Raw genomic sequence first — 26,766 nt, 5'->3', positions numbered from 1 at the left:
ACAGCCTCATCCGTGGTTTCCAGACTTCCGCGACTGTAAGCCCTCGAGTCCGCGATGTCTGTGCACATTTCCAGCCCCCTCCCGACCCTGCGCCACGACTGGCGGCGCGACGAGCTGCTGGCGTTGTTCGACCTGCCGTTCCCCGAGCTGCTGCATCGGGCGGCGACCGTGCACCGCGCCCACTTCGACCCGGCGGAGGTGCAGGTCTCCACGCTGCTGTCGGTGAAGACCGGAGGCTGTCCGGAGGACTGCGCGTACTGCCCGCAGGCGCAGCGCTACGACACCGGCGTCGCCGCGCAAAAGCTGATGGACACCGAGCAGGTGCTGGCGAAGGCGGCGCAGGCCAAGGCGGCGGGCGCGTCGCGCTTTTGCATGGGCGCGGCGTGGCGCTCGCCGAAGGACCGCGACATCCCGAAGGTCGCCGAGATGATCCGCGGCGTGAAAGCGATGGGCCTGGAGACCTGCGCCACCCTCGGCATGCTCAGCGGCGATCAGGCGCACGCGCTGAAGGACGCGGGCCTGGACTACTACAACCACAACCTGGATACGGCGCCTGAGTTCTACGGCGACATCATCCACACCCGCGACTACCAGGACCGCCTGGACACGCTGGCGCACGTGCGCGATGCCGGCATGAAGACCTGCTGCGGTGGCATCGTCGGCATGGGCGAGTCGCGCGAACAACGCGCCGGATTGCTGGAAGCGCTGGCCAACCTGCCGGCTCACCCCGACTCGGTGCCGATCAACCGGCTGGTGCAGGTGGCGGGCACGCCGTTGCATGGCACCACCGAGCTCGACCCGTTCGAGTTCGTCCGCACGATCGCCGTCGCGCGCATCGTCATGCCGGCGTCGATGGTGCGGCTGTCGGCCGGCCGTGAAGCGATGAGCGACGAACTGCAGGCGCTGTGCTTCATGGCCGGCGCCAATTCGATCTTCTACGGCGAGAAGCTGCTGACCACCGGCAACCCGGACACCGAGCGCGACCAGGCCCTGTTTGCCCGGCTGGGCCTGCGGCCGATGGCGGTGCAGGTGGAAAACGTGCACGACCATCACAGAATGGAAGCCGCCGGCAGCGGTACGGTGCATGCCGACATCACCCGTCCTGCGCCGTCCTGCGGCCAGGCGGCGTAGTCGGGGCGCACCAGGGGGCACAGGATGAAGGCCATCACGCCGGCGCGGGCATCGCGTCCCGGCGCGTCGGCGTCGCCTCGCCCCGGGGGCGCCTAACGACGTTCCCCGTTCCCGGTGCCGATGCCATGACCCGTCTCGACCTGCACGACCGCATCCTCGCCCAGCGCCAGCAGCGCCTCGCGCTGTCGCGCCAGCGCGTGCGCCGCACCGTCCAACGCCGCGACGGCGTACGGGTGGAGGTCGACGGCCGCTGGCTGACCGCGTTCAGCAGCAATGATTACCTGGGCTTGGCCCAGCAGTTCGAAGTCACCACCGCCCTGCAGGATGCGGCGGGCCGCGACGGGGCGGGCGCCGGTGCCTCGCATCTGGTCAGCGGCCACCATGCGGCGCACGAAGGACTGGAGCGCGACATCGCCGACTGGCTGGGCTATCCGCGTGCGCTGCTGTTCGGCAGCGGCTTTCTCGCCAACCTTGCCGTGCAGCAGGCCCTGCTCGAGGACGGCGACGTCTGCGTGCAGGACCGCTTGAACCACGCCAGCCTGCTCGATGCGACACGACTGGCCGGCGCGAAGCTGCGCCGCTATCCGCATCTCGATCCGGAAGGCGCGCTGCGCCAACTCAAACTACAGCCCGACGGCGCGGCGATGCTGGCGACCGACGGCGTCTTCAGCATGGACGGCGACACCGCGCCGCTGCGCGCGCTGAGCCTGGTCGCACGCATGCAGCAGGCGCTCTTCTTCGTCGACGACGCCCACGGCGTGGGTGTGCGCGGGCCGGAGGGTCGTGGCAGCGTGGCGGAGGCGCGCATGGGGGTGGCCGACGTGCCCTTGCAGCTGGTCACCCTGGGCAAGGCGCTCGGCGGCTACGGCGCGGTGATCGTGGGTGAAGAAACGCTCATCCAGCATCTGGCGGAAACCGCACGGCCGCACATCTACACCACCGCCATGCCGCCCGCGCTGGCGGCCGCCACCCGGGTAGCGGTGAAGCACGCACGCAAGGACCACTGGCGTCGCGAAAAACTGCAGATGCTGGTGGACCGCTTCCGTGTCGGCGCACAGCGCGCCGGCCTGCAACTGATGGCCTCCGAATCGCCGATCCAGCCCGTGCTCTGCGGCAGCGATGGCAATGCGCTGGCGTTGTCCGCGGCCCTGGACAGTGGCGGTTACCTGGTGCCGGCGATTCGTCCGCCGACGGTGCCGGACGGCAAGGCGCGCCTGCGCGTCACCCTGTCCGCGCTCCATTCGCCGCAGGACGTGGATGGTCTGGTCGCCACGCTGGCGCGGTCATGGGATGCCGTGCAGCGCGTGCACGGCGCCGTCGCCTAGCACGCGCCTTTCCTGCGCGGGGAGGCGCCTCGCCGGGCGTGATCGGCGACAATGCGCGCATGCATATCGAAACCACCGGCAGCGGCCCCTCCTTGGTGTTGCTGCATGGCTGGGCCTTGCATGGCGGCGTGTTCGCGCCGCTGGTGCAACGCCTGTCCTCCCGTTACACCCTGCATCTGGTCGACCTGCCGGGGCATGGCCATAGCCGCGACAGCGATATCGCGCTGTCGCTCGACGCGACCGTCGATGCGGTGCTCGCACGTACGCCGCCCGCCGCATGGCTGGCCTGGTCGCTGGGCGGGCTGTTCGCGCTGGAGGCCGCCGCGCGTTCGCCACAGGTACGTGGCCTGGCAATGATCGCGGCCACGCCGCGCTTCGTGCGCGCCGACGACTGGCCGCATGCGGTCGACGCCCGCGTGTTCGCTCAGTTCGGGGACGACCTCCGCGACGATTACGCCGGCACGCTGGAACGTTTCCTGGCGTTGGACACGATGGGCTCCGAACACGCCCGCAGCGAACTGCGCAGCCTGAAGCGCGACTTGTACGCGCGCGGCGAACCCACGCCATCGGCGCTGCAAGCAGGCCTGCGCCTGCTGGAGCAGAGCGACCTGCGCCCGAGCCTGCCGGCGATCGGCGTGCCCAGCGTGTGGATCGCGGGCCGTCGCGATCTGCTCGTCCCGGCAAAGGCCATGCGTGCCGCGTCGGGACGGACACCCGGCGGGCAGTACGTCGAAATCTCCGGCGGCGGCCACGCGCCGTTCCTCGGCCACGCCGATCTTGTCGTCGAGGCGCTGGAAGCCTTCCTGCCCACTCTGGAGGCCGCCGCGTGACCACCTTCGACCAACGCCACATCCGGCGCGCCTTCTCACGATCGGCCGCCGGTTACGACGCGGCCGCCGCGCTTCAGCACGAAGTCGAAAAGCGATTGATGGAGTCGCTGGACTATTTCGCGTTGCGCACCGGTCCGGACGGTGCCGAACCGGCCGTGGTGCTGGATGTCGGTTGCGGGCCGGCGCATGCGGCCGCCGCGATGCGCAAGCGCTGGCCCAAGGCGCGGGTGATCGCGCTGGACCTGGCCCTGCCCATGTTGCGCGAGGCGAAGAAGCAGGCGGGTTGGTGGAAGCCGTTCGCGCGGGTCTGCGCCGACCTGCGCGCGCTGCCGATCGCGGAAGGCAGCGTCGACGTGCTGTTCTCCAACCTGAGCCTGCAGTGGGTTGACGATCTGCCCGCCGCATTCGCCAACTTCCGTCGCGTGATGAAGCCGGGCGGGTTGCTCGTGTGTTCCACATTCGGCCCGGAAACCCTGCAGGAATTGCGGGACGCCTTTGCCCACGGCGACGCTGCACCCCACGTGAGTCCGTTTCCACCTATCGCCCAATTCGGCGACGCGCTGGTGATGGCCGGCTTCCGGGATCCGGTGCTGGATCGCGACAGGTTCACGCTGACTTACGAAGACCTGCCCAGCCTCATGCGCGAGCTGCGCGCGATGGGGGCGACGAATGCGCTGCAGCGCCGGCGGCACACGCTGACCGGACGGTCGCGCTTCGCCGCGGCTGCGGCCGCCTACGAGCCGCTGCGCCGCGACGACGGCAGGCTGCCGAGCACTTGGGAAGTGCTGTATGCGCATGCCTGGGCGCCGCCGCCCGGCGCACCGATCCGCGGACAGGGCGAGGACATCGCGGCGGTGCCGCTATCGAAGATCCCGATCAGGCGCCGCGGGGAGTGACTACGCGCCGGCGGTCGGACCGTCGCGGCGTACCTGCGCGATCCAGTCCTGCAGGTTGTAGTAGTTGGTGACGCGAGCGATGCGGTCGTCGCGGATATCGAAGAACGCGCCGCCCGGCAACACGTAGGTCTGGCCGTCCGCGGGCGGCAGGCCTTCGTCGGTGTGCAGGTACTCGCCGTGCACGACGTACTCGGCGGCGGCGCGGTTGCCGTCCTGCGTGGCCAGCACCACGATGTTGCGCAGCTGTTCGCGGTAACTGGCATTCATGCGGCCGAGGAATGCCGCAAACGCCTCCTTGCCGGTCTCGCGCGCGCCCTGGTTGAGGTCGTGCACCACGTCGTCGGTGAGCATGGCCAGCATGCCTTCCCAGTCCCCTCGGTTGAACGCGGCGTAGTAGGTCAGCACCAGCTCGGTGGCGCGGTCCTGCTTGCGCGTGCCGTCGATCTTCATGGGCGGTTCCGTAGGGGCAAAGCGAACACGGCCATCATACGCCACGCATTCAGCGCGGCAGGCGGTCGCGGTGGAAGAAGTAGACTTCCTGCAGCAGGAAACGCCAGCGCGTGGCGAACGTGCGGAATCGGCTGGTGGGCGTGGGCGAACCCACTGCCTGGATGCCGATATCCTTGCTGATGCGCAACGCGCGCGCCATGTGCAGCGGGTCGCTGACGACGATGGCCTTGTGCAGGTTGTGTTGCTGCATCACCTGGGAGGCCTGCCGCAGGTTCTCGTGCGTGTTGCGCGAGAGCGACTCGATCAGGATCGCCTTGTCCGGCACGCCCTGGCGCAACGCATAACGTCGCGCGACCTGGGATTCCGAGAAGCGCGCGCCCTTGCCGCCATACCCACCGGTGAAGATCAGCGTCGGGGCGATGCCGCGCTTGTACAGATCGATGCCGTGGCGGATGCGCTCCTCGAACACCGGCGACGGCTTGGCGTCGTACGCCGCCGCACCCAGCACGATGATCGCGTCGGCCGGTGCGGCATCGTCGCGCTGCCCCACCCAGATGATGTACGCGGCCACGCCGACCAACCACAACAGCGCCAGCACCAGCAGGCGCCACGTCCAACCCAACATGCCGCGCCGCGGCTGTCTGCGCCGTGCGCTCATGCGGCCAACTCCCAAGGCAGGGCATCCAGGTCGACGTTGCCCCCGGACAGCACCACGCCCACATCGCGATCTTCAAAGACGTCGCGGTGACGCAGGATCGCGGCCAGCGCGATGGCCGAGGAGGGTTCGACCAGCAGCTTCAGGCATTGCCAGATCAGGCGCATCGCGGCGAGCGTGTCTTCGTCGGGCACGGTGTGCACGTCGACACCATGCGCCTGCAGCAACGCGAAGTTCGGTTCGCCGAGCGTGCCGCGCAGTCCGTCGCACACCGTGCGGGGTACGAAATCCACCTCGCGCTTGCCGGCGGCCAGCGATGCTGCGGTGTCGGCGGCGCCCTCGGGCTCGGCACCGTACACGCGGCATCCCGGTGCGGTCGCGGCGGCGGCGATCGCGGTGCCGGACAGCAGCCCACCCCCGCCCACCGGGGCGACGACCGCATCGATCTGGCGGTGGGCATTGAGCAGTTCCAGCGCCGCCGTCCCTTGGCCGGCGATCACATGCGGGTGGGTGTAGGGATGGATGAGGACGGCACCGGTCTCGGCCTGAAGGCGGTCGGCCGTCGCCTCGCGTGCGGCGATCGTCGGGGCACAGGTGTGGAGGTGGGCGCCGTAGCGGCTGATGTTGGCCAGCTTCGCGGCGTTGGCGCCTTCCGGCACGACCACATGGCAGGGAATGCCGCGCGTCCGGGCGGCCAGTGCGAGCGCGGCGCCGTGGTTGCCGGAGGAATGGGTCACCACCCCCTGCGCCGCCTCGACGTCGTCGAGGGCCCAGACCGCATTGCAGGCACCGCGGAACTTGAATGCGCCGCCGCGCTGCAGCGGCTCCGCCTTGAAATACAGCCGACAGCCGGCCAGGGCGTCCAGGGTATGGGAGCGCAGCACCGGCGTGGCGTGGGCGTGCGGGGCGATGCGGGCGGCGGCAGCGAGGATGTCGCCAAAGGTGGGCAGGGGTAGCGGCATGGACAAAGGTTAACGCATCGACACGTTGGCGCAGCCTTTGCGCGGCGTCGCGCAAGCTTTCCGTGCGCTGAGTCGCCAATGTCACGACAGGCAGGGTTAAGCACGGATTCAAAGCGGCAGGTCGATGCTGCGATGACCGAGTAATGGGGGTTCCGCCATGAAGCGCATCTATTTGACTGCAGTCGCCGTTGCCAGTCTGGCATTGGGCGGTTGCGCGACCTACGACTACGTGGGCGATACCGCGCCGGGCGGCTACTACCACGGACGTCCCAGCACGCAGTACTACGACCCCTATGGCGGCTATTACGGCGGCGTGTACAGCGGTTACGGCTACTACGGTCCCTACCGCTATGGCGGCTATTCGAGCTATCCGTACTACGGCTACTACGGGCCGTACTACCCCTATTACCCGCACCATCCGCGACCGCCCCGCCCCGGCGACCACACGCCGAAGCCGCCGAGCACCGGAGGCGGTGACCGTCCTCCGCCGTGGCGCGATCCGACCGGGCGCTGGCGCGAAAGCGGGTCCCATCCGCTGGTCCCGAACCGCGCGGGTCAGGTGGCCCCGGCCCCCAGCCAGCCGCGGGTCGGCGACAGCGGCTATCGCGTGCCCCGGGTAGCCGCGCCCCCGTCCGCGCCGCGTGCGGTCGAGCGGTCGCAGCGCATGGAGCGTGCCGCGCCGTCCCGCGTGGAGCGTTCCGAGCCGGCCCCGAGGCCGTCCAGACGCTCCGAGGGCGCCATCCGTCAGCAGGAGCGCTGATCAGGCCGCCTTCGGGCGGGTTCTCCGTTGCTTTCCCACACAGGCCGTCGCAGGCTGCGAACACAGGTTGACCGGTTGCGTCGCTTTCTGACGTAAGCGGCAATAAAGGTTCAATGTCGACGTCCGGTGGGGAAATCTGGATCCCCCCTGTTCCGGCCCTGCCGGACGTCGGCGCCTAACAAGAAGCCCGGCTTTGGCCGGGCTTTTTTCTTGCTCTGGTATCCTGCGCGCATAAAAAAGGGGCCGGCAGTCCCCCGACTACCGGCCCCCGGCATCCCCGCCGTGCGCATCGCTGGCCCCTGTTCCATTACCAGCCTGGCGCCCCTGGTCGCTTGCCACGACGGGTGCATGGGAGTACAGCAGGAAGCGTGCCAACTTCGCCTGCAGCTCCGACGCCGTTTGCCTGAACCCCACCCGCAGCATCGCGGGACTGGAATCCACATGAGCCCCAGCTTCCACCACTACGACGTAATCATCATCGGCGGCGGCCATGCCGGCACCGAGGCCGCGCTGGCGTCCGCCCGCACCGGCGCGCGCACGCTGTTGCTGACCCATAACGTGGAGACGGTGGGCGCGATGAGCTGCAACCCGGCCATCGGCGGTATCGGCAAGGGCCACCTGGTGAAGGAAATCGACGCGCTCGGTGGCGTGATGGCCTGGGCGGCCGACCGCGCAGGCATCCAGTGGCGCACGCTCAACGCCTCGAAGGGCCCGGCCGTGCGTGCGACGCGCTGCCAGGCCGATCGCGCGCTTTATCGCAGCGCGATCCGGCGCGCGGTGGAAGCGCAGGCCAACCTCACCCTGTTCCAGGCCGCCGTCGACGACCTGATCATCGAGAGCGGCGTCGTGAAGGGCGCGATCACCCAGACGGGACTGCGTTTCCAGGCGCCAGCCGTGGTACTGACGGCCGGCACCTTCCTGGCTGGCAAGATCCATGTCGGCGAGACGCAGTACGCCGCCGGTCGCGCGGGCGACCCGCCGGCCACGGCATTGGCGCAGCGCCTGCGCGAAGGTGCCTTCGTCGTCGATCGGTTGAAGACCGGTACGCCGCCACGCATCGACGGGCGCTCGCTCGACTACTCGGTGATGGAGGAGCAGCCTGGCGATGATCCGCTGCCGGTGATGTCGTTCATGGGCGAGGTGGCCGACCATCCGCGCCAGGTGTCGTGCTGGATCACGCACACCAGTGAGCAGACCCACGAGATCATCCGTGGCGCGTTGCACCGTTCGCCGATGTACTCCGGCCAGATCGAAGGCATCGGGCCGCGCTACTGTCCGTCCATCGAGGACAAGGTGGTGCGTTTCGCCGAGAAGGCCAGTCACCAGATCTTCGTCGAGCCCGAAGGCCTCGACGTCACCGAGATCTATCCCAACGGCATTTCGACCTCGCTGCCGTTCGACGTGCAGCTGGCACTGGTGCGCAGCATCCGCGGCATGGAGCACGCGCACATCACGCGCCCGGGCTACGCCATCGAGTACGACTTCTTCGATCCGCGCGGCCTGAAGGCCTCGCTGGAAACCAAGGCGGTCGCCGGCCTGTTCTTCGCCGGCCAGATCAACGGCACCACCGGCTACGAAGAGGCCGCGGCCCAGGGCCTGCTCGCCGGCCTCAACGCCGCGCGTTTCGCCCAGCAGAAGGAGGCCTGGTCGCCGCGCCGCGACGAAGCCTACCTCGGCGTGCTGGTCGACGACCTGATCACGCACGGCACGAAAGAGCCGTACCGGATGTTCACCAGCCGCGCTGAATACCGACTGCAGCTGCGCGAGGACAACGCCGACCTGCGCCTGACCGAAACCGGCCGCACGCTGGGCCTGGTGGAGGACGCGCGCTGGCAGCGCTTCGAGGCCAAGCGCGAAGCCATCGCGCGCGAGACCGGCCGCTTGCGCGCGCTGTGGGCCACGCCTGCCAATGCGATGGGGCGCGACGTCGCCGATACGCTGGGCGTCCAGGTCAGCCGCGAGACCAACGTGCTCGACCTGATCAAGCGCCCCGAACTGGATTACGCCAAGCTGATGGCGGTGCCGTCGATCGGTCCCGGCGTGGACGACGCGCAGGTGGCCGAACAGGTGGAGATCGGCGTGAAGTACGCCGGTTACCTCGACCGCCAGCGCGACGAGATCGAGCGTCAGCAGCGCAACGAATCCACGCCGATCCCGGCGGGTTTCGATTTCGCCAGCGTGCGCGGCCTCTCGGCTGAGGTGCAGCAGAAGCTGGAGCGCGTACAGCCGGAAACGATCGGCCAGGCGCAGCGCATCCCCGGCATTACGCCCGCCGCCATCTCGCTGCTGCTGGTGCACCTGGAGCGCGCGCGGCGTAGTCGGGTGGCTTAGGCCACCTTTGCCGCCTCTGTAGGAGCGACGTGAGTCGCGACCGCACGTCTTCCGACCTGCGACATCCCGTCCACCGGCTGTGACGGTTCGCTCCCGTAGGACATCTGCGGTCGCGACTTACGTCGCTCCTACAGCACCCTTAAGCGGCGTCGGAATGCCGCGCCTTCCACGCCGCCAACTGCTCGCGGTAGTGCTGCAGCTGCTCCGCATACAGATCGTGCACGCAGATCGGGCAGCCGCTGTTGCAGCAGTCGCTGGGCAGCGGCGGTTCGGGTTCGACCGGGCGCGGATCGTCGTCGGGGATCACTGCGCCCCCATCTCCTCCAGCAGGTGCGGCGCCGGATATACCTTGCCCATCAGCCAGCGCAGATAGCGCATGTCGACGTGCACCGCGCGCTTGTAGCGCGGGTCGAACATCCAGCTGGCGCTGACAGACTCCCAGTTGCTGTCGAAGTTCAGGCCGATCAGTTCGCCGCGTGCGTTGAGTACGGGTGAGCCAGAGTTGCCGCCGGTGGTGTCCAGGTTGGTCAGGAAGTTGACGGTCTGCGTCTTCAGCACGGGATCTTCGGTGCCGGCGAAGTCGCCCTCCGCGATCGCCTCCAGCAACGGCGTCGGCGCATCGAAGGGCACCTCGCCGGTGTTCTTCTCGACGATGCCGGCCACTGTCGTCACCGGCGTGTAGTGCACACCGTCGCGCGGCGAGAAGCCGTCCACCTTGCCGAAGCTGACGCGCAGCGTGCCGTTGGCGTCCGGATACAGCGCGCGCCCCTGTTGCTGGCGCCATGCGAACAACGCACGCATGTACGCCGGGCGCAGGCGGAGCTGTTCGCCTTCGCGCGTCTTGCGCTCCTGCTCCAACGCCAGCTGCACCGGCAACAGCGTGGCGGCCAGGTCGATCAACGGATCGGCGGCCACCGGCTTGCCTTCGCGGGCAGCGGCGAACCGGGACAGACGCTCGGCTTCATCGCCTAGTTTCGTGCGCGCGTACAGCGTGTCCAGTGCCTGCTTCAGCCCGGTAGGCGTACGCCCGAACGCGGCGTCGAAGCCCGGCAGGCGCTGCGCATCCGGCAATTGCTGGTAGCGCGCCAGCAGGACCGTCAGCAGGGCCTTTTCCACATCGGGCGAATAGCGTCGCTGGACCTGTTTCAGGACGCCTTCGATCAGGGCGTGGTCGCGCGCCTGGTAGCCCGTCTCGCGCTCGGCATCCGGCTTGGCCGACTCCACGCGCAGCCGTTCCAGGGTAATCGCGCTGCGCATCAGCTGGGACTGGGAACCGAACAGGGACAGCAGCAGCTCACGCTCGCGCACGGCCGAGCCACCGGATATCGACGCGGCGAGTGCGTCGATATCCGCCCGCTCCTTCGTCGCCGCCGCGGTGGCCAGCATGCCGCGTTCGTCTTCCGCGCGGACGCGCACGGCATCGCTGCGGCGCAGGCCTTCCAGCTCGCCGGCCGCGCGCTTGCGGTTGTTCTTCAGCGACTGCAGTTGCGCGGCGTAGCGGGTCTTCGCGTCGGCGTCCTGTTTGCCGGCCGCCTCGATCACCTCGATCAGCTGGTCGAACACGGCCACGCGCGCAGGCAGCGTCCAGTTGACCTGTTCGTCGAACTCGGCGGCGGTGCGATGCCGGTAGGTCGTGCCCGGATACCCGGCCAGCATCGCGTAGTCGCCGGCCTTCGGTCCGTCCTTGGCCAGCGACAGGTGGGCGGGCGCGCGATAGGGCACGTTGTCCGCGCTGTAGGCCGCCGGTTTGCCGTCCTTGCCGACGTACGCGCGCAGCAGGGTGAAGTCGCCGGTGTGCCGCGGCCACATGAAGTTGTCGATCTCGTCGCCGTAGTTGCCGATCGCGCGCGGCGGCGCGTACGCCAGGCGGATGTCCCGCAGCTCCAGCTGGCGGATCCGGTAGAAATCGGTGCCGTAGTACATGTTCGCCACGCTGCAGCGCACGCCGGCCTCCTGCTCGCATTCGGCAACGATGGCCTTGCTGGCGCGATCGACCGCATCGAAGTAGGCGCGCCCGGTCTTGCCGGCGGCGTCCTTCAACACGCGATCGGTGACCTTGTCGTAGCCGACCGTGACCAGCACGCGGAAGTCCGGGTTGGCGGGCAATTCGGCGTTGCGGTCGGCGGCGGTGAAGCCATCGTCGATCAGGTTCCGCTCCGTCTTGCTGTTGTACTGGATCACGCCGTAGGCGACGTGGTGATTGGTCAGGATCAGGCCGTCCGGCGAGACGAACGCGCCGGTGCCGCCGCCGGCCCGCACCACCGCGCTCAACGGCGCGGCGGTGACATCGGCCAGCATCTTCGGGTCGCCCTTGAAGCCGGCGTCACGCAGCGGCTTGGCCAGCTGCGGCAGTTGCGAGGGCATCCACATGCCTTCGTCGGCGTAGGCGGGGAGGGCGAGGGCGACGCCCAGGGCGAGCGTGGAGGCGGAGAGTCGGCGGCGCATCGAAGGTATCGCAATGACAGGACGGACGACGATAGCCGGCCGCACCGCATGCGGCAAATGCCGGACTAAGGAACGGCGCTGCTCAGGGCACCACCGGCGCGGGCGCGCCCAGAAAGCGCGAAAGGCGCGTCGCGGCCTTGCCGATGCCGAGCTGTTCCTTCTCCGCCAGAGGTTTGAACAGCGCGATGCGAACATGCCCACGCGCATCGGCATCGCGCTTCCACGTGCCCACCACGCGCCCGTCCACGATGACGGTGGGGCTCACCAGACCGTTGAGCCCGATCACCCGGCGCAGCTGATCGTCCGATACCACCGGGCTGCGGTCACGGTAGCCGATGAGGTATTCGTCGAACGCGGGCAGCAGATGGACGCAGCGGGCAGCACGTGCCGCCGGCAGTCCGGCCGCATGCCACAGCACATCGCCGTCGTGCGTCTCGCGCCGCAATGACGACGATGCGCTTTCGAGCGCCTGTTTCGCGTCCCTCTGGGTCAGGCCGGACCACCAGGCCAGGTCCGCGGCGGTCGCCGGTGCGTGCCCCTGCAGGTAGCGCAGGGCGAGGCGGTGCAGGGCCTCATCACGGCTGAGCGCGGCGGACACAGGGACCCACGCGTCGAGCCAGACGAACGTCGGTTGCCTGCCTTCGCGCGGGCCCTGGCAGATCAGACCCTCGTGGGCCATCCATCCCAGCACCTGCAGGCCGCGCTGGCCGCCGCTGTCCACGCCGATCGCGTCCAGCCTGGCGTACAGGTCGCCGCGCATGACGGGACGGCCGTGCGAAAGCGCTGCTTCGATCGCGCGACGGCAGCGCGCCAAGGTGTCCGCGTCCAGCCCATGGTCGCGGGCGATGCGCGCCGCATTGGCAGCCTGCACGCGCGGCGCCATCAGCGCCACCATCCAGCGCACGTCCTCACGCGCCATCCAGTGCAGCGTGCCGCGCATCGGCCACGTGCGGACGATCTCGCCATTGGCGATCGTGGTCTCCACCGTGGCCAGCGTGGCGCCGGCGGTACGCAGCCCGATCGCGAACAACGAAGCGGCGTAATCCTGCGCCTGCAGCGCCGCCAGATGGCGGACCGTGTCCGCGACGCTGCCGGCAACCGGTGCGGCGATGCCCTGCCGCAGCAGGCGATGCCGGAGCAGGGCGGGCGTCATCGGGCGGGGCCGCCGCGAGGGAGGCGCGGCCTCATTTTTCCTTGCGCCAGTTGATCGAACCGCGGGTCTCGATGGTGCTGGACTCGATTTCCACGTCGAAGCCCTTGCGCAGCAGGTACTTCAGCGTCACCGCTGAGCCGGAGCCGATCATCGACACGCCGTAGCTGACGTAGAGCTTCGGCGAGAGGTATTTGCCCACGCCGAACACCGAACCGCCGAGCGTGCGCGATTCCAGTACACCGGCATCGTCCAGGCCGATCTGCGCGCCGAGCTGCGAGGCCAGCAGGCCGGCGCCGGCGCCCAGGGCGGACGAGGCCGCATTGATGCGCTGGCTTTCGTCGCTGCTGGCGGTATTGAGCGAGCGGCCCAGCACCAGGTAGGCGAGCGCTTCGGATTCGGACATTGCCGGGTTGGACCAGACGCGTGCGCGCGGCTGGCTGGCGCGGCCGGTCACGTCGATGCCGGCGGTGACGCTGGCGCTGACGACTTCGCGCTCGGCGCGGATGTTGATGCGCGGGTCGGAGACGGCGTTGTTGCTCCAAGTCAGTTCGCCGCGGGTGATGCGCAGCTTCTGCCCGTAGGCTTCGTAACGGCCGTCGACGTCGAGCCGACCGGTCGCCAGCATTTCGCGGCCCGGCTGCGAGCGAACATGCAGCGTGCCGGCCAGCGTGCCTTCCAGGCCATAGCCCTTCAGGTTGACCTCGTCGCCCACCTTCAACGCCAGGTCCAGGTCGAGTCGCGAACTCGGCGCACGCTCGGGATCGGCCGGGTCCAGCACCACGACGTCTTCCGAGGCGGACACGCCGTCGTCGAGCTTCTCCACGTCGATGGTCGCCGACGGGACACCGACGTCGCCGCGCACCTGGATCGTGTTGTCGGCGAATCCCACCTGCAGATTCGGCGACGCCACCGCGCGCAGGTCGGTGGTATCGGCGACCAGCACGTTGTTGCCGCGCACCTGGAACTGCAGCGGTGTGGTGTCGTTGTTCCAGCCCAGCGTGCCGGACACGTTGAGCACGCCGCCGGTCCCGGTGCCGCCGGTGGACGACACGGTCTTCATGCTGCCATCGATGCGCGCGCTGCCGTCGGACAGGGCGACCAGGTCCGCGCTGCCTTCGGTCAGGGAGACGCCCAATGCGGGCAATTCGCCGGTGAATTCGGTCAGCGTGGCTTCGCCGCTCAGCAACGGTTGGCCGCGCGTACCCGCCACGCCGATATGGCCCGCCAGCTTGCCGCGCGGACGCACCAGGTCCGGCGAGAACAGCTCCATCCAGAACAGGCGCGAGTTGTGGAAGTACAGATCGCCCTTCAGTGGTGCGAACGCATCCCAGCCGGTGTTGAACGTCGCGTCGACGTAGCCGTCGCCCTTGAAGCCCGTGCCCAGGCGGCCCTGGATGCGTTGCGGCGTGAACTCGGCATCGAAGGTGAAGTTGTCGTACCGGATGATCTCGCCGCGCGCGGTGGTGCCCATCTTCAGGCCGCCGTCGAGCGAGGCCAGGTGCACTTCGCCTTCCCACGCGTTGCCGGCCGGACGCAGCGACGCGTCGAGGGTGAATTCGCCGCGCACGGTCAGCGGGCGGCCGTTGTTCGGCGGCAGCCAGGGCTGCACGAGGGCGAGCGAGAGCGCTTCGCCGCGCACCCTCAGGCCCTGCCGTGGCCAGTTGGCGGTCGCGCACAACGCACCGCCGATGTCCGAGCCCAGGCAGCTTTCGGACAAGGTCCAGGTCGTACCGTTCTGGGCGAAGCGCGCCGGCTGCCGCAGCGTCCACGGATAGCCTTTCGAGGGCGCGATGCGCAGCGCCTCCAGCGTGCCCTGCCAGTGGGCGCCGCGCTTCTGCGCGCTGCCGGCCAGTGCCGCGGCGCCCATCGCATTGCGCGCGTCGCCATCGAAGCGCAAGTCTTCCACCGCGCCGCGCGCGTTGAGCTGCACGCTGTCCAGCACGGTGCCGACATCGATGGCGCTGCCCTGCAGTGCGAGCTCGCCTGCGCCGTTGCGCCACGGCAGGCGGCCGCGCAGGCTGACGCGACCGGCGCTCCAGTCGTTCCAGCGCAGGTTCTCGCCGCCCAGGTCGGCGTCGATGTTCGGCGCCGTGCGTGCGCCGGTAAGCCTCACCGTGCCGGCCAGCGTGCCGCTGGCATCGGGGACCAGGTCGGCCAGGTTGAGCGGACGGAACGCGGCGTCGACATCCAGCGTATCGGCCACCTTGCCCTTCGCCGCAACGCGACTGCCGCCGAGCGACAGGTCCAGTTCGCCCTGGCCCGCGTTGCCGTCGAGGGCGAACCTCCCGCGTGCATCGAGCGCGCGATCGCGCAGGCGACCGCCGAGCTTGGGCACGTCCAGCGTGCCCTGGAACTGGCCGTCCTCGCGCTGCCTGCCCTTGGAGGCAAGTTGTCCGGAGATGTTGCCGTTCCATCCCGCAGCGAAGTACCCCGGATCGAAGCCGGCGAGTGTGGCCTTCACGTCCCAGTCCAGCGCGGGAGCCCAGCCGACGGTGCCGGTCGCATCCAGCGTGCCGGTCGGCATGGTGGCCCGCAGCGTCTGCAGCTGCACGCGCTCGGCGTTGCCGCGTCCGTCGAATTCCAACAGTGCACTGTCGTCACCGCGCGTCAGCGTGGCCTTGCCGATCGCCGCCCAGGCGTCGAGCTTGCCGGCCAGGCCGAAGTCGCCTTCGGCACCGATCATGCTGTCCGCTTCCGTGCCCCAGCGCAGGCCGCGCGCATTCACCGCGAAACGGAACTCGGGGTTCTCCGGCACGGTGAAATCCGCGCGTCCACGCAACGCCGCGTAGCCATCGAACGCGCGGATGGCGAGCGGTTCGACGGTCAACACCTCGCCGTCGATGCGCGCGTGCGAGGGCTCGATCACCACCGCGATGTCGCCCTGCTGCACCGTGCCCTGCAGGTCCGCGGCGCCACCGGCGCCCTTGGCGCGCAGGTCGAACGCGAACGGCATGCTGTCGTCCATCACGCCGAGCAACGACAAGTCCAGCGCTTCGGTCTTGGCGGTGAAGTTCCAGGTCGGCTTGGTTTCGCCACGCAAAGTTAGCGTTGCGCGCAGTGGCGCGGGCGCGGCACCGGCCAAGCCGACGTTCATGCGTGCCCGGTTGCCGCGCGCCACCAAGCCGATGCGGGCCGGCGTGCGGCCCAGCGCCGCCGGGAACACCCCCGTCGCGGTCAGGTCGGTCTCGTAGTTGTCGCGTGGCGCATAGGTGCCGTGCACACCGAAGGCGCCGCGATCGCTGGCGATGGCCAGCGTCTCCGCGTGCACGTAGCCATTACCGATATCGAGGCCGCCGGTGGCGCGGGCGATGTCGATGACGGGCTGGCCGCTCTGCCGGATCAGGAAGCGGTCGATCTCCAGCCGGTCAGCCTGGATCGCGAGCGGCATCTCGATCTGCGGCAGCACATCGGGCCAATGCGGCAGTTCGAACGGCTCCTCGCTCTCGGGCACATCGAGCATCGCGCCGCGTACGCGCAGTGCATCCAGGCGCAGGCGCTTGCCCAGCAACGGACGCAGGTCCGGCTCCAGGTACACCTCGTCGGCGGTGAAGCGGATCGTGTCCCAGCGGAAATCCACGCCACGCAGCGTCAGCGGACCGGCGATGGGGCCGTCCACTTCCTTGTAGGTCAGCGACGCATCGGCCGGCAGGCGTGCCTGGATCTGCGCGAGCAGGATGTCGCGGCCGGCCACCGTCTGCAGCAACCAGTACAGGCCGATGCACAGCAACACCACGAGCACGCCGGTACCGATCGCACTGCGGATCGCCAGCGTCCGCATGCGCGCGCGACGGCGCGCGCGCAGCTCGGCGATGCGGGCTTCGCGCTCTTCCGGCGTGAGGTTGTCGGGGACGCGTGGCTTCCTCACAGGTCGGTCCCGATGTTGAGGTAGAGCTGGAAACTGGAATCCGGATCATCCAGGCCGTGCGCGATGTCGAGCCGCACCGGGCCCACCGGCGAGCGCCAACGCAGGCCGACGCCGATGCCCGTGCTTAGTTGCGGTCGGGTACCGTCAAAGGCGCTACCGGTGTCGACGAACACCGCGCCGCCGTACGGGCCGCCCTTGGGGTAGAACTCGTACTCCACGCTGCCGGTGAGCACGTTCTTCGCGCCCAGCGCGTAATCGCCGCGGCGCGGGCCGACCTCGCGCCAGGCGTAGCCGCGGATGCTGCGGTCGCCGCCGGCGAAGAAGCGCAGCGATGGCGGCATCGCCACCAGCGAGCTGGTGAACGTGTGGCCGTATTCGCCGCGCACGATCAGCGCGCTGTTGGTCTTGTACTGCTGCGACCAGCGCGCACGCATGTGGAACTGCAGGAAGTTGGCGTCCGAGCCCACACCCTCCACGCCACCGCGCAGCAGGATGGACCCGGCAAGCTGATCGGGCCGGTTCGAACCGACCGGCGAGTTGGTGTAGTCCGCGCGCAGCGACGGGTAGGTAAACGTGGCGTACTGCACGGTGGCGTCGGGCAGGCCGGTCAACGGGTCGTCCTCGACATAGCGCCAGCGCTCGCGCAGCGCATGCAGCGAGGCCACCGCGGTCCAGTCTTCGCTCACCTGCCCGCTGCGACTGCCGGTGAATTCGACATGACGCAGGTCGATGTAGTCGGTCTGTTCGTCGCTGGCCTGCACGCCGACGGTGTACCAGCCGTCCAGCCACTTGAAGGCGGGAATGCGGTACTGCGTCAGCAGCGTCTTGCGCTTCTGCGCGTAGTCCAGGTGCGTGGACAGCTTGTGTCCGCGCGAATTGACGTAGCGCCGATCCAGGCCCAGGCGGATACCGGGCCCGCTTTCGCTGCCGTAGCTGACGCCGGCCGTGTAGATGTCGCGCTTGGCCAGTTCCAGCTTGACGTCGATCGGTACGCGGCCGTCCTCAGCCTTGTCGGGATTGGCCTGGATGTCGATGCTGCCGAAGTAGTCCAACCCCACCAGCGACTCGCGCAGGCGATCGAGCTTGCCCTGGTGGAAATAGCTGCCTTCTTCCCAGTACACCAGCTTGTCCAGCAGGCCGGGGTCGAACTTGTCCTGGTGGAAGGTGGTCGGGCCCATGTCGTAACGGATGCCGCTGACCCAGCCCAGCGCGATGTCGGCCGCATGGTCGGCGCGGGTGACTTCCACGCGGCGATGGGTGAAGTCGGCGTCGAAGTAGCCGCGGTCGGCCAGGCGCCGCACGATCGCCAGCTTGCTTGCCTCGTAGGTGGTGTGGTCGAACACGTCGCCGACGTTGGGCGCGAAGGCGTCCAGATCTTCCTTCAGGTAGCGGTCGTTGCCGCCTTCGCCTTCGATCGACAAGTCGCGCCGCCGGACGCGCACCGGCTCGCCCAGCGATACGCGCACCGTCACCGTCAGCCGTTCGTCGTCGGCTCCTTCGGTGCGCGGTGCATCGAGGGTGATCTCGGGCGAGTAATAGCCGAAGGGTTCGAGCGCCTCGCGCGTTTCGGCGACGGCTTCGCCCAGCAGGTATTCCAGCCGCGATTCGCCCAGCCGCTTGCCGAGCGAGTCGTTGAGCGAGAGCGCCGCGTTGACGTTCTCGATCATCAACTCGTTGTCGAGTCCCTCGATCTGCACCTTGTCGACCGTGGCCGCGGCCCAAGCGTTGGCCGTGGCAGCGAACAGGACGACGACGGTGGCGAGGCGGGGGAATCGACGCATGCGGGCAGGATAACCGGTGCGGGTTAAGCGCGGTGAAGGTGCGCTGCGATCCCGCGCAGCATTGTTCATGCGAAACGAGGATGAATGCCGAGTGTGAAGTGGTCCCTCGCCCGCATGCGGGGAGAAGGAAACAGCCGTCAGCTCGACAGATGCTCGATCGCCGCCACGGCGCGGAAGCGGTCGGCCAGGCGCTTGAGCAGCGCCAGCCGATTCGCGCGCACGGCCGGGTCGTCCGCGTTCACCATCACGCTGTCGAAGAAGGCGTCCACCTGCGGGCGCAGCCGCGCGAGGTGGTTCAGCACGGTGACGTGGTCGTGGTGATGCAGCGCCTCGTCGGTCTCGCCGAGCACGGCTTCCACCGCTTCGGCCAGCGCGGCCTCGGCCGGATCGTTCAGCAGCGAGCGGTCGATCGCATGCGGAATAGCGATATCGGCCTTCTTCAGAATGTTGCCGATGCGCTTGTTCGCGGCGGCCAGTGCCTCGGCCTCCGGCAGCGTTGCGAAGGTGCCGATGGCGTCCAGGCGCGTATCGAAGTCGTAGAGCGAGGCCGGCTTCAGTTCGGCGACGGCGTTGAAGTGCGCGGCGGGCACGCCCTTGTCGGCGTAGTAACCGCGCAGGCGATCGAGGATGAAGTCGTAGAGTTCGTTGTCTTGCCCCGGTTGAGCAAGTGACAGATGTGCCTCGCTTTCAACGGGATCCGGGAGATATGCGCCAGCCTCTTTCGCTTTCTCGACGGCGTCGATCCTCTTTAGTACCCGACTACCCGAAGAGCTGACATTGACCTCATGTCTCGCTTTACTGAGCAGCTCTTTTAGATTTAGATCAAATCCACTCTCGATCACTGTCCGCGCCAATCCCAACGCATTCCGCCGCAGTGCGAACGGGTCCTTGTTGCCGGTCGGCTTCAACCCTGCCGCGAACCCGCCGGCCAGCGTGTCCAGGCGCTCGGCGATCGCGAGCACCTTGCCCAGCGGCGACAGCGCGATGTCGTCGCCGGCGAAGCGCGGCTGGTAGGCCTCGTCGATGGCCAGCGCGATCTCCTTCGGCTCGCCCGCGGCGATGGCGTAGTGGCGGCCGGCGATGCCCTGCAATTCGGGGAACTCGTTGACCATGCGCGACTGCAGGTCGTTCTTCGCCAACTCGGCGGCGCGACGCGCCTGCGCCGGATCGGCGCCGACCTGCGCGGCGATGGCTTCGGCCAACGCGGCCACGCGCGCCACCTTGTCGGCGACGGTGCCGAGCTTGGCCTGGTAAGTCACCGTCTTCAGTCCATCGCCCATCGACACCAGGCCCTGCTTGAGGTCCTCGTCGAAGAAGAACTTCGCATCGCTGAAGCGCGGACGGATCACGCGCTCGTAGCCCTTGCGCACTTCGGCGACATCCTGCGATTCGATGTTGGCGATGCCGATGAAATGCTCGGTCAGCTTGCCGCCGTCGCTCAGCACCGGGAAGAACTTCTGGTTGATTTCCATCGTCTCGATCAGCGCTTCCTGCGGCACGGCCAGGAACGCGGATTCGAAGCTGCACAGCACCGCCGACGGCCACTCGGTCAGGCAGACCACCTGCTCGAGGTTGTCGTCGGTGACGCGCGCGGTGCCGCCGGCCTGCGTCGCGGCTTTCTCCACTTCGGCGATGATGCGGGCGCGGCGGGCGTCGGGGTCGACCAGCACCTTCGCGCCCTGCAACGCCATCACGTAATCGCCCGGGTCGTTGATCCACACCGGCTTGTCGTGTTCGAAGCGATGGCCGCGGCTCATCCGGTCGGACGTCACGCCCAGCACCTCGGCCGGCACCACGTCCTTGCCCAGCAGCAGCACCAGCCAGTGCACCGGCCGCGCGAACGCGTACTCATGGGCGCCCCAGCGCATCGGTTTCGGGATCGGCATGCCGGCAATCGCCTCGCGCACGACGTCGGCCAGCAAGTCAGCGGTCTTCGCGCCGGGCTTCACCGCGCGATGGACGAACCGCTCGCCCTTGCCGTCGGTGGTGCGTTCCAGCGCGGTCCAGTCGATGCCGGTCTTGGCGGCGAAGCCTTCCAGCGCTTTGGTCGGCGCCCCGTTCGCGTCCAGCGCGATATTGAGATACGGGCCCAGCACTTCGGACTTCTGCTCGGGCTGTTCCACATCCACCGCCGGCAGCAGCACCGCCAGGCGACGCGGCGTGTACAGCGGCTTGGCATCGCCGCGCGCGAACCCGATGCCGCGCTTCTCCAGCGCGGCGATCACGCCGTCGAAGAAGGCCTGCGCCAGGCCGGGCAGCGCCTTGACCGGCAATTCTTCGGTGCCGAGTTCGATCAGCAGGGAGGAGGTCTGGCTCATCGGTTCAATCCTTCGCGGGGGCCGCCGCACCGGTCACCGGCGCATCGAACGGCACGTAGTATTTCTTCAGCACCGGCAACGCCTCGTAGCGCGCCAAGCGCGCGGACAATGCCGGGAATTCGTCGAGCTGGAACGGCACCGCATCGCGCACGTAGGTGCAGTAGCAGGCCAGCGTGATGTCGGCCAGGCCGATGCGGTCGCCGACCAGCCAGTCGGTATCTCCGGCGTCCAGGCAGGCGGCTTCGAGCACGTGCAGCGCGCCATGCATCTGCGCACGGCAGCGATCCAGCCACGGCTGGTGGCTCTTCTCGGCCGGACGAAACACGCGTTCCATGACCTGCAGCAGCGCCTTCTCCACCGCGCCCGTCGCGTAACCGACCAACTTCAGCGCTTGCCGGCGCTGCGCGCCATGCGGTGGCAGCAGCGAGGCGCCTGTGTCGGCTTGGCCGTCCAGCCAATCGAGGATCACCGCCGACTCGGTCAGCGCTTCGCCGTCATCGAGCACCAGCACGGGCACGCGCCCGAGCGGGCTGTACTCACGGATCCGGTCGAAGTCGCGACCGACCGACCAGTTCCGGTGTTCGAACGGGACGCCGTGCAGATCCATCGCCACGGCGACGCGGCGCACGAACGGCGAATCGAACATGCCGATCAGGATCACGCGGCGCTATCCCGCTTCAGCCCCGGGAAGCCCAGCTTCTCGCGCTGCGCGTGATAGGCCTCGGCCACCGCCTGCGCCAGTTTGCGCACGCGCAGGATGTAGCGCTGGCGTTCGGTCACGGAGATGGCGCGGCGCGCGTCCAGCAGGTTGAAGCTGTGGCTGGCCTTGGTGACCTGTTCGTAGGCCGGCAGCGGCAGGCCGGCCTCGACCAGCTTGAACGCTTCGGCCTCGTACGCGTCGAAGCGTTTAAACAGCTCCTCGACGTTGGCGTGCTCGAAGTTGTACGTGCTCTGCTCGACCTCGTTCTGGTGGTACACGTCGCCGTAGGTCACCACGCCCTGCGGGCCGATGGTCCAGACCAGGTCGTAGACGTTGTCGACGTTCTGCAGGTACATGCAGAGGCGTTCCAGGCCGTAGGTGATCTCGCCCAGCACCGGGCGGCACTCCAGGCCGCCGGCCTGCTGGAAGTAGGTGAACTGGGTGACTTCCATGCCGTTGAGCCAGACCTCCCAGCCCAAGCCCCAAGCGCCGAGCGTCGGCGATTCCCAGTTGTCCTCGACGAAGCGCAGATCGTGCACGCGCGGGTCGATGCCCAGCGCCTTCAACGAACCCAGGTAAAGCTCCTGCAGGTTGTCGGGGTTGGGCTTCATCACCACCTGGTACTGGTAGTAACGCTGCAGGCGGTTGGGGTTCTCGCCATAGCGGCCGTCGGTGGGGCGGCGGCTGGGCTGCACGTAGGCGGCGTTCCACGGTTCCGGGCCAAGGGCGCGCAGGAAGGTGGCCGGATGGAACGTCCCGGCGCCCACTTCCAGGTCCAGCGGCTGGATCAGGACGCAGCCCTGTTCGGCCCAGTACTGGTTCAGCGTCTGGATCAGGCCCTGGAAGGTTACCGGTGAAATTGTGTGTCCGGCCATGGCGTTATCGTGCACTGCGGAAAAGCGGGCTAGTATACGGGCAAGCCCTTGTCCTGCCGCTGCTTTGCCGTCGTGGATGCCCCTGTGAAAGCCCCCTTCCTCATCGTCGAAACCGGCCAGCCGGTGCCCTCGATGCGGCGCTATGGCGGCTTCCCTCACTGGATCCGCGTGGCCGCCGGCCTGGACGCCCACGAGACCGTGGTGGCGAACGTCGAACGCGGCGATGCGCTGCCGGAGCGGGAAGGTTTCGCGGGCGTCATCGTCAGCGGCTCCGCTGCGATGGTCACCGACCGTGCCGACTGGAGCGAGCGCAGCGCCGAATGGCTGCGCGACGCTGCACACGAAGGCCTGCCGCTGCTGGGCATCTGCTACGGCCACCAGTTGCTGGCGCATGCGCTGGGCGGCGAAGTGGCCTACAACCCGGCCGGCCGCGAATCCGGCACCGTCCATATCGATCTGCATCCGCACGCCCAGGACGACCCCCTGTTCTCGGCGCTGCCGCTGAAGTTCACCGCACACGCCACCCACGTGCAGACGGTGGCGCGACCGCCGGAGGGCGCCACCGTGCTGGCGCGCTCGGCGCAGGACGATTGCCATGCGTTCCGCTGGCGCGACCGCGCCTGGGGCGTGCAGTTCCATCCCGAATTCGCCACCCACCACATGCGCGGCTATGTGCACGCCCGTGCCGAGCACCTGCGCAGCGAAGGCCGGTGCCCGGGCACCATCGCCCGCGGCGTGACGGCGGCGCCGCAAGCCCGCAAACTATTGCGGCGGTTCGTCCGCCACGCGCGCGGCCTGCACGCGCGCTGAGTCCCGCCGCACCCTTCCAGAGAACCCCTGATGTCGACGATCAACAAGGTGCCGGCCAGTGCCGGCGCGGAATGGCTGCTGGCGGGCGTTGCGCTGCTCAAGCGCGCGCCGGTGCCGCTGATCGGCATGGCGCTGCTGTGGCAGGCGCTGGCTTTGATCGCCAGTGTTATCGCTTTCGCCGTCCCGTCGCTGGGAGTCGTGCTGCAGGTCATTCTGGTGCTGGCGCAGCCGCTGTTCCTGGGGGGATTGATGTGGGTGATCCGTGAGTTGGATCAGCGTCGGCATGCTGCGCCCAGTCTATTGCTGCAACCTGCCCGCGATGGCCGCGGCTGGGCGCTGGTGTTGAGCAGCCTCGTCCCTCAGCTCGGTATGTTTGCTGCGATGTTCCTGTCGCTAGCGTTGCTGATAGGTCCGTCCGGGGTCGAGCAGTTGATCGAGGTCATGCAGAAAATGTCCGCCTTGGCACAGGCCGGACAGACGGCCGACCCGACCTTGATTCAGGGCCTGCCGGTGTTCCGGTTGACCTTCTGGATGTTGGTGGTACTGCCCGCCCTGTTTGTGGCGATGCTGTGGCTGATCTTCCTGGTCGTTCCTGAAATCGTGTTCTCGGGCCGTCGCGCCGTGGATGCCTTGCGCAACAGTTTCGTGGCATGCGCACGAAACTGGACGGCGATGCTCATGTTCTATCTGCTGGCAATCATTGCAGGCATGGTGCTAGCGGTGTGCGCGACTGCATTGATCGCGACGTTGCAACTGGTAGGAGCGGGCCTGCTGGCGGGACCGCTGGTCCAACTCGCGATGGCCGTGCTGCTACCGATCTACGTGGCGTCAACCTACTACGCGTGGCGACAGATGATAGTCGTCACGCCGGATGGCCGCGGAGCCGCCCCCATCGATTCGCGTGCCCACATCGAAGCCTGACCTGGCGGCTGCTCCGCTCAGGCGGCAGGTGCGCCTTTGGGCTTCAACCATCCCGCCGCCACGATCCCCAGCTCGTACAACAGGCACATCGGCACGGCGAGCATCAGCTGCGACACCACGTCCGGTGGGGTGATCAACGCGGCGATGACGAACACGCCGACGATGGCGTAGCCGCGACCTTCACGGAGCTGTTGCGGCGTCACCCAGCCCAGCAGCACCATGATGACCAGGGCGACGGGCAGCTCGAAGCTGACGCCGAACGCCAGGAAGATCACCATCACGAAGTCCAGGTACTTCGCCGGGTCGGGCGCCAGCGTCACGATGTCCGGCGTGAACACGGTCAGTGCATGGAAGACGCTGGGCAGTACGAGGAAGTACGCGAACGCGCAGCCCGCATAGAACAGCACGATCGCCGACACCAGCAGCGGCATCGCCAGCCGCTTCTCGTGCTTGTACAGACCGGGCGCGACGAAGCTCCAGGCCTGGTACAGCAGCCATGGCGAGGACAGGAACAGCGCCAGGAAGAACGCAAGCTTGATCGGTGCGAAGAAGCCCGACGTAGGATCGCTCGCGATCATCTGCGTCGCCTGGCCCGCGGGCAGCTGGGAAATCAACGGGCGGGCGAGATGGTCGTACAGCTGCCGCACGAACGGCAGCAGCGCAAGCAGCACCACACCCACCCCCATCAGGCCGCGCACCAGCCGCGTCCGCAACTCCAGCAGGTGCTCCATCAGGCTGCTTTCGGCGTCCTGGCCCGGCGCTTCGCGGTTCATCGCGATTCCTTCGGCGGGAACAGGTCCGCGGTCGTGCCGACGTCCGGCGCGTGCGCGTCATCCGCCGGCACGTCATCGTGCGTGTCGGTCGTCGAGGCCAGCGGCCGTTCCACGTCCAGCTCGATGGCCGGCTGCGGATCGGGCGCCGTTGCCGGCGGCTTGGCCAGCGCGGGCGGCGTGATGGCCGATTCGACGTCATCGCGCAACGCCTTGGCGTCATCGCGCGCCGCCTGGCGGACTTCCTCGAACTGGCGCTCGGTCTCGCGCGCGCTGTCGCGGATACGTTGCTCGGTGTCGCGCAGGGCGTCCTGGGCATCCTTGAGATTGCGCTTCAGCTCCTCGGAGGCCAGCTCACGTTCCAGCTCGTCCTTCACCGAGTACCACTGCGCGCGCGCGCGGCGCACCCAAAGCCCGGCGAACCGCGCCGCCTTGGGCAGGCGTTCGGGGCCGAGCACGATCAACGCGACGACCGCGATGACCAGCAGTTCACTGAAACCGATGTCGAACATGGTCGCGGCGGAGGTTCCGCCGGATCAGGGGGCGTCGCGGTCGCGCTCTTTGGAGGCGCTGGATTCTTCACTGCGGGACTGGTCGCCGAGCTGACCCGTCGGTTTGTCGTCGCGCATGCCTTCCTTGAAGCCCTTCACGGCCTCGCCCAGGTCCTTGCCGGCGCTGCGCAGGCGCTTGGTGCCGAAGACCAGCAGCACCACCACCAGCACGATGATCCAATGCCAGATGCTCAAACCGCCCATGGTGTGCTCGCAGAAAAGTAGGGGCGCTCAGGATAGCGCAGCCCGGGGGTGAGGATGTTGACCCGCACCCCATGACGTCCGTCACGGGGTGCCGTCGAGCGGTTCCGTGCGGACCTCGCCTTCCTGAACCGGCTGGAAGCCCTGCGTTTGCGTGGGTGCAGGGGCTTCCACCACGACGGGCGCCACAGCCGGCGCGGGCGCGCTGGCCTGCGACGCGGTGCTGCCCGTCGTGCCGCGGTTGCCGCGCGCCAGTTCGGTGACCTCTTCGAGTTGGTCACGGAAACCGACCACGGCATCGGAGGGCTGGCCGGCGCGGCTTTCGAAGATGGCGCGCGGGGTGGCGGCGCTGCCGTAGACCGCGGTGTTGGCCTCGTCATCGATCTGCAACACGGCACCATCCAGGGCCACGCCGGCGAACAGGCCGCGCGCCCGCGACCACGACCAGATCTCGGCCTTCAACTGGCCGTCGGTCGCGGCGCTGGCGTTGCGGCCTACGGGACCGGCCGCCACGCCGGCATCGGCGCCGAGGGTGAACTTGCCGTTGACGATGGAGTCCAGCGAACGGTCGTTGCGGAACACCAGCACTACGTCCGAGGACTGCACGCCGGCCTGGAAACCGATGCTCCCACCGGTGAGCTTGACGAAGACCGGCTGGGACCAGCTGCCGTCGGGATTCTTCACCGACATCAGGCCGTGGCCACGGCGACCGCCGATCACCAGGCCGGCCTTCAACGTGTCGGGGATGACGATGATCGCCTTGCCTTCGTCCAGCAGTTTGTCGGGAATCCCGTTCTCCGGGATGCGCTGGATCTCGTTGAGCACCCGCACCGCGTTGGTGGCACGCTCGTCTTCCTTCGGCCCGGCGATGGCCTGCCCGGCGGACAGCGCGACCGCCAGCGCGAGGGCGGTGGGGAGCAACAGGCGGCGGGAGGTGCGGTTCATGGCGGACTCCGGGAAGGTCGCGCAGCAGTTTGCTGCAAGCGCTTGAAAGTAGGCGTGAACAGATGAATCCGTGCTGACGCGGAGCAGCTTC

23 protein-coding genes are annotated in these 26,766 nt (G+C 68.5%); 8 read left to right on the top strand and 15 right to left on the bottom strand.

Features of this window, described 5'->3' with window-relative positions:
* Positions 1–54: 54 nt before the first annotated feature.
* The 4 genes from bioB (at position 55) to bioC (ending at position 4,182) form a co-directional block, all read left to right on the top strand.
* The gene (gene bioB / locus AC23D6_RS18640; RefSeq protein ID WP_487750689.1) at positions 55–1,131 is read left to right on the top strand and encodes a biotin synthase BioB; all 1,077 of its coding nucleotides are present in this window, start codon (positions 55–57) and stop codon (positions 1,129–1,131) included.
* Between the two features lie 125 nt (positions 1,132–1,256).
* Positions 1,257–2,456, top strand: a complete 1,200-nt coding sequence (gene bioF / locus AC23D6_RS18635) for an 8-amino-7-oxononanoate synthase (protein ID WP_487750688.1) — start codon at positions 1,257–1,259, stop codon at positions 2,454–2,456.
* 59 nt (positions 2,457–2,515) lie between these two features.
* Entirely contained in the window at positions 2,516–3,286 is a 771-nt protein-coding gene (gene bioH, locus AC23D6_RS18630) for a pimeloyl-ACP methyl ester esterase BioH (protein ID WP_487750687.1), read from the top strand.
* Positions 3,283–4,182 (top strand): malonyl-ACP O-methyltransferase BioC, encoded by a 900-nt coding sequence (bioC, locus tag AC23D6_RS18625; RefSeq protein ID WP_487750686.1) that lies wholly within the window; start codon positions 3,283–3,285, stop codon positions 4,180–4,182. Before bioH ends, bioC begins: the two co-directional genes overlap by 4 nt.
* Here bioC and AC23D6_RS18620 read toward each other — a convergent pair whose 3' ends face one another.
* From AC23D6_RS18620 to AC23D6_RS18610, 3 genes are read right to left on the bottom strand one after another with little or no spacing between them, the layout of a single operon-like run.
* Positions 4,183–4,632, bottom strand: a complete 450-nt coding sequence (locus AC23D6_RS18620) for a ketosteroid isomerase-related protein (protein ID WP_487750685.1) — start codon at positions 4,630–4,632, stop codon at positions 4,183–4,185. It lies immediately after the preceding gene.
* Positions 4,633–4,681: 49 nt separating this feature from the next.
* On the bottom strand, positions 4,682–5,290 hold the full coding sequence (locus AC23D6_RS18615) for a YdcF family protein (protein WP_487750684.1): 609 nt from the start codon (positions 5,288–5,290) through the stop codon (positions 4,682–4,684).
* On the bottom strand, positions 5,287–6,249 hold the full coding sequence (locus AC23D6_RS18610; protein ID WP_487750683.1) for a pyridoxal-phosphate dependent enzyme: 963 nt from the start codon (positions 6,247–6,249) through the stop codon (positions 5,287–5,289). Before AC23D6_RS18610 ends, AC23D6_RS18615 begins: the two co-directional genes overlap by 4 nt.
* 157 nt (positions 6,250–6,406) lie before the next feature.
* Between AC23D6_RS18610 and AC23D6_RS18605 the strand changes: the two genes are divergently transcribed.
* Positions 6,407–7,009 carry a hypothetical protein gene (locus tag AC23D6_RS18605; protein WP_487750682.1) on the top strand — a complete coding sequence of 201 codons (603 nt, stop codon included), beginning with the start codon at positions 6,407–6,409 and terminating at the stop codon, positions 7,007–7,009.
* A gap of 441 nt (positions 7,010–7,450) precedes the next feature.
* Positions 7,451–9,340 carry a tRNA uridine-5-carboxymethylaminomethyl(34) synthesis enzyme MnmG gene (gene mnmG / locus AC23D6_RS18600; RefSeq protein WP_487750681.1) on the top strand — a complete coding sequence of 630 codons (1,890 nt, stop codon included), beginning with the start codon at positions 7,451–7,453 and terminating at the stop codon, positions 9,338–9,340.
* Between the two features lie 139 nt (positions 9,341–9,479).
* Here mnmG and AC23D6_RS18595 read toward each other — a convergent pair whose 3' ends face one another.
* From AC23D6_RS18595 to glyQ, 8 genes are all read right to left on the bottom strand, one after another.
* A complete protein-coding gene (locus AC23D6_RS18595) occupies positions 9,480–9,647 on the bottom strand; it encodes an oxidoreductase-like domain-containing protein (protein ID WP_487750680.1) in 168 nt (55 codons plus the stop codon).
* Entirely contained in the window at positions 9,644–11,785 is a 2,142-nt protein-coding gene (locus AC23D6_RS18590; protein ID WP_487750679.1) for a S46 family peptidase, read from the bottom strand. The genes AC23D6_RS18595 and AC23D6_RS18590 overlap by 4 nt, the downstream gene beginning before the upstream one ends.
* Before the next feature lie 82 nt (positions 11,786–11,867).
* Positions 11,868–12,938: a winged helix DNA-binding domain-containing protein gene (locus AC23D6_RS18585; protein ID WP_487750678.1), complete on the bottom strand. Its 1,071-nt coding sequence runs from the start codon at positions 12,936–12,938 to the stop codon at positions 11,868–11,870.
* Positions 12,939–12,969: 31 nt separating this feature from the next.
* Positions 12,970–16,716 carry a translocation/assembly module TamB domain-containing protein gene (locus AC23D6_RS18580; protein WP_487752682.1) on the bottom strand — a complete coding sequence of 1,249 codons (3,747 nt, stop codon included), beginning with the start codon at positions 16,714–16,716 and terminating at the stop codon, positions 12,970–12,972.
* An 83-nt stretch (positions 16,717–16,799) separates the two neighbouring features.
* On the bottom strand, positions 16,800–18,584 hold the full coding sequence (locus tag AC23D6_RS18575; RefSeq protein WP_487750677.1) for an autotransporter assembly complex protein TamA: 1,785 nt from the start codon (positions 18,582–18,584) through the stop codon (positions 16,800–16,802).
* 137 nt (positions 18,585–18,721) lie between these two features.
* On the bottom strand, positions 18,722–20,902 hold the full coding sequence (gene glyS, locus AC23D6_RS18570; RefSeq protein ID WP_487750676.1) for a glycine--tRNA ligase subunit beta: 2,181 nt from the start codon (positions 20,900–20,902) through the stop codon (positions 18,722–18,724).
* A gap of 4 nt (positions 20,903–20,906) precedes the next feature.
* A complete protein-coding gene (locus tag AC23D6_RS18565) occupies positions 20,907–21,563 on the bottom strand; it encodes a glutathione S-transferase family protein (RefSeq protein WP_487750675.1) in 657 nt (218 codons plus the stop codon).
* Positions 21,560–22,477: a glycine--tRNA ligase subunit alpha gene (glyQ, locus tag AC23D6_RS18560; protein WP_487750674.1), complete on the bottom strand. Its 918-nt coding sequence runs from the start codon at positions 22,475–22,477 to the stop codon at positions 21,560–21,562. The genes AC23D6_RS18565 and glyQ overlap by 4 nt, the downstream gene beginning before the upstream one ends.
* A 132-nt stretch (positions 22,478–22,609) precedes the next feature.
* On the opposite strand from glyQ, the gene AC23D6_RS18555 reads away from it, so the two are divergent.
* The gene (locus AC23D6_RS18555) at positions 22,610–23,287 is read left to right on the top strand and encodes a glutamine amidotransferase (RefSeq protein WP_487752681.1); all 678 of its coding nucleotides are present in this window, start codon (positions 22,610–22,612) and stop codon (positions 23,285–23,287) included.
* Between the two features lie 30 nt (positions 23,288–23,317).
* Positions 23,318–24,208, top strand: a complete 891-nt coding sequence (locus AC23D6_RS18550; protein WP_487750673.1) for a BPSS1780 family membrane protein — start codon at positions 23,318–23,320, stop codon at positions 24,206–24,208.
* 17 nt (positions 24,209–24,225) lie between these two features.
* Here the strand turns inward: AC23D6_RS18550 and tatC are convergent, their stop codons facing one another.
* The 4 genes from tatC to AC23D6_RS18530 all read right to left on the bottom strand — a co-directional run bounded on the left by tatC (position 24,226) and on the right by AC23D6_RS18530 (position 26,675).
* Positions 24,226–24,981 (bottom strand): twin-arginine translocase subunit TatC, encoded by a 756-nt coding sequence (gene tatC, locus AC23D6_RS18545; RefSeq protein WP_487750672.1) that lies wholly within the window; start codon positions 24,979–24,981, stop codon positions 24,226–24,228.
* A complete protein-coding gene (gene tatB / locus AC23D6_RS18540) occupies positions 24,978–25,490 on the bottom strand; it encodes a Sec-independent protein translocase protein TatB (protein ID WP_487750671.1) in 513 nt (170 codons plus the stop codon). The genes tatC and tatB overlap by 4 nt, the downstream gene beginning before the upstream one ends.
* 24 nt (positions 25,491–25,514) lie before the next feature.
* Complete coding sequence (tatA, locus tag AC23D6_RS18535; protein ID WP_487750670.1) at positions 25,515–25,733, bottom strand: Sec-independent protein translocase subunit TatA; 219 nt, start codon at positions 25,731–25,733, stop codon at positions 25,515–25,517.
* 81 nt (positions 25,734–25,814) lie between these two features.
* Entirely contained in the window at positions 25,815–26,675 is an 861-nt protein-coding gene (locus AC23D6_RS18530; protein ID WP_487750669.1) for a lipid-binding SYLF domain-containing protein, read from the bottom strand.
* Between the last annotated feature and the right edge of the window lie 91 nt (positions 26,676–26,766).

The sequence above is a fragment of the Pseudoxanthomonas sp. G3 genome (assembly GCF_057654715.1).
This window is presented reverse-complemented; position numbering and strand designations above follow the sequence as displayed.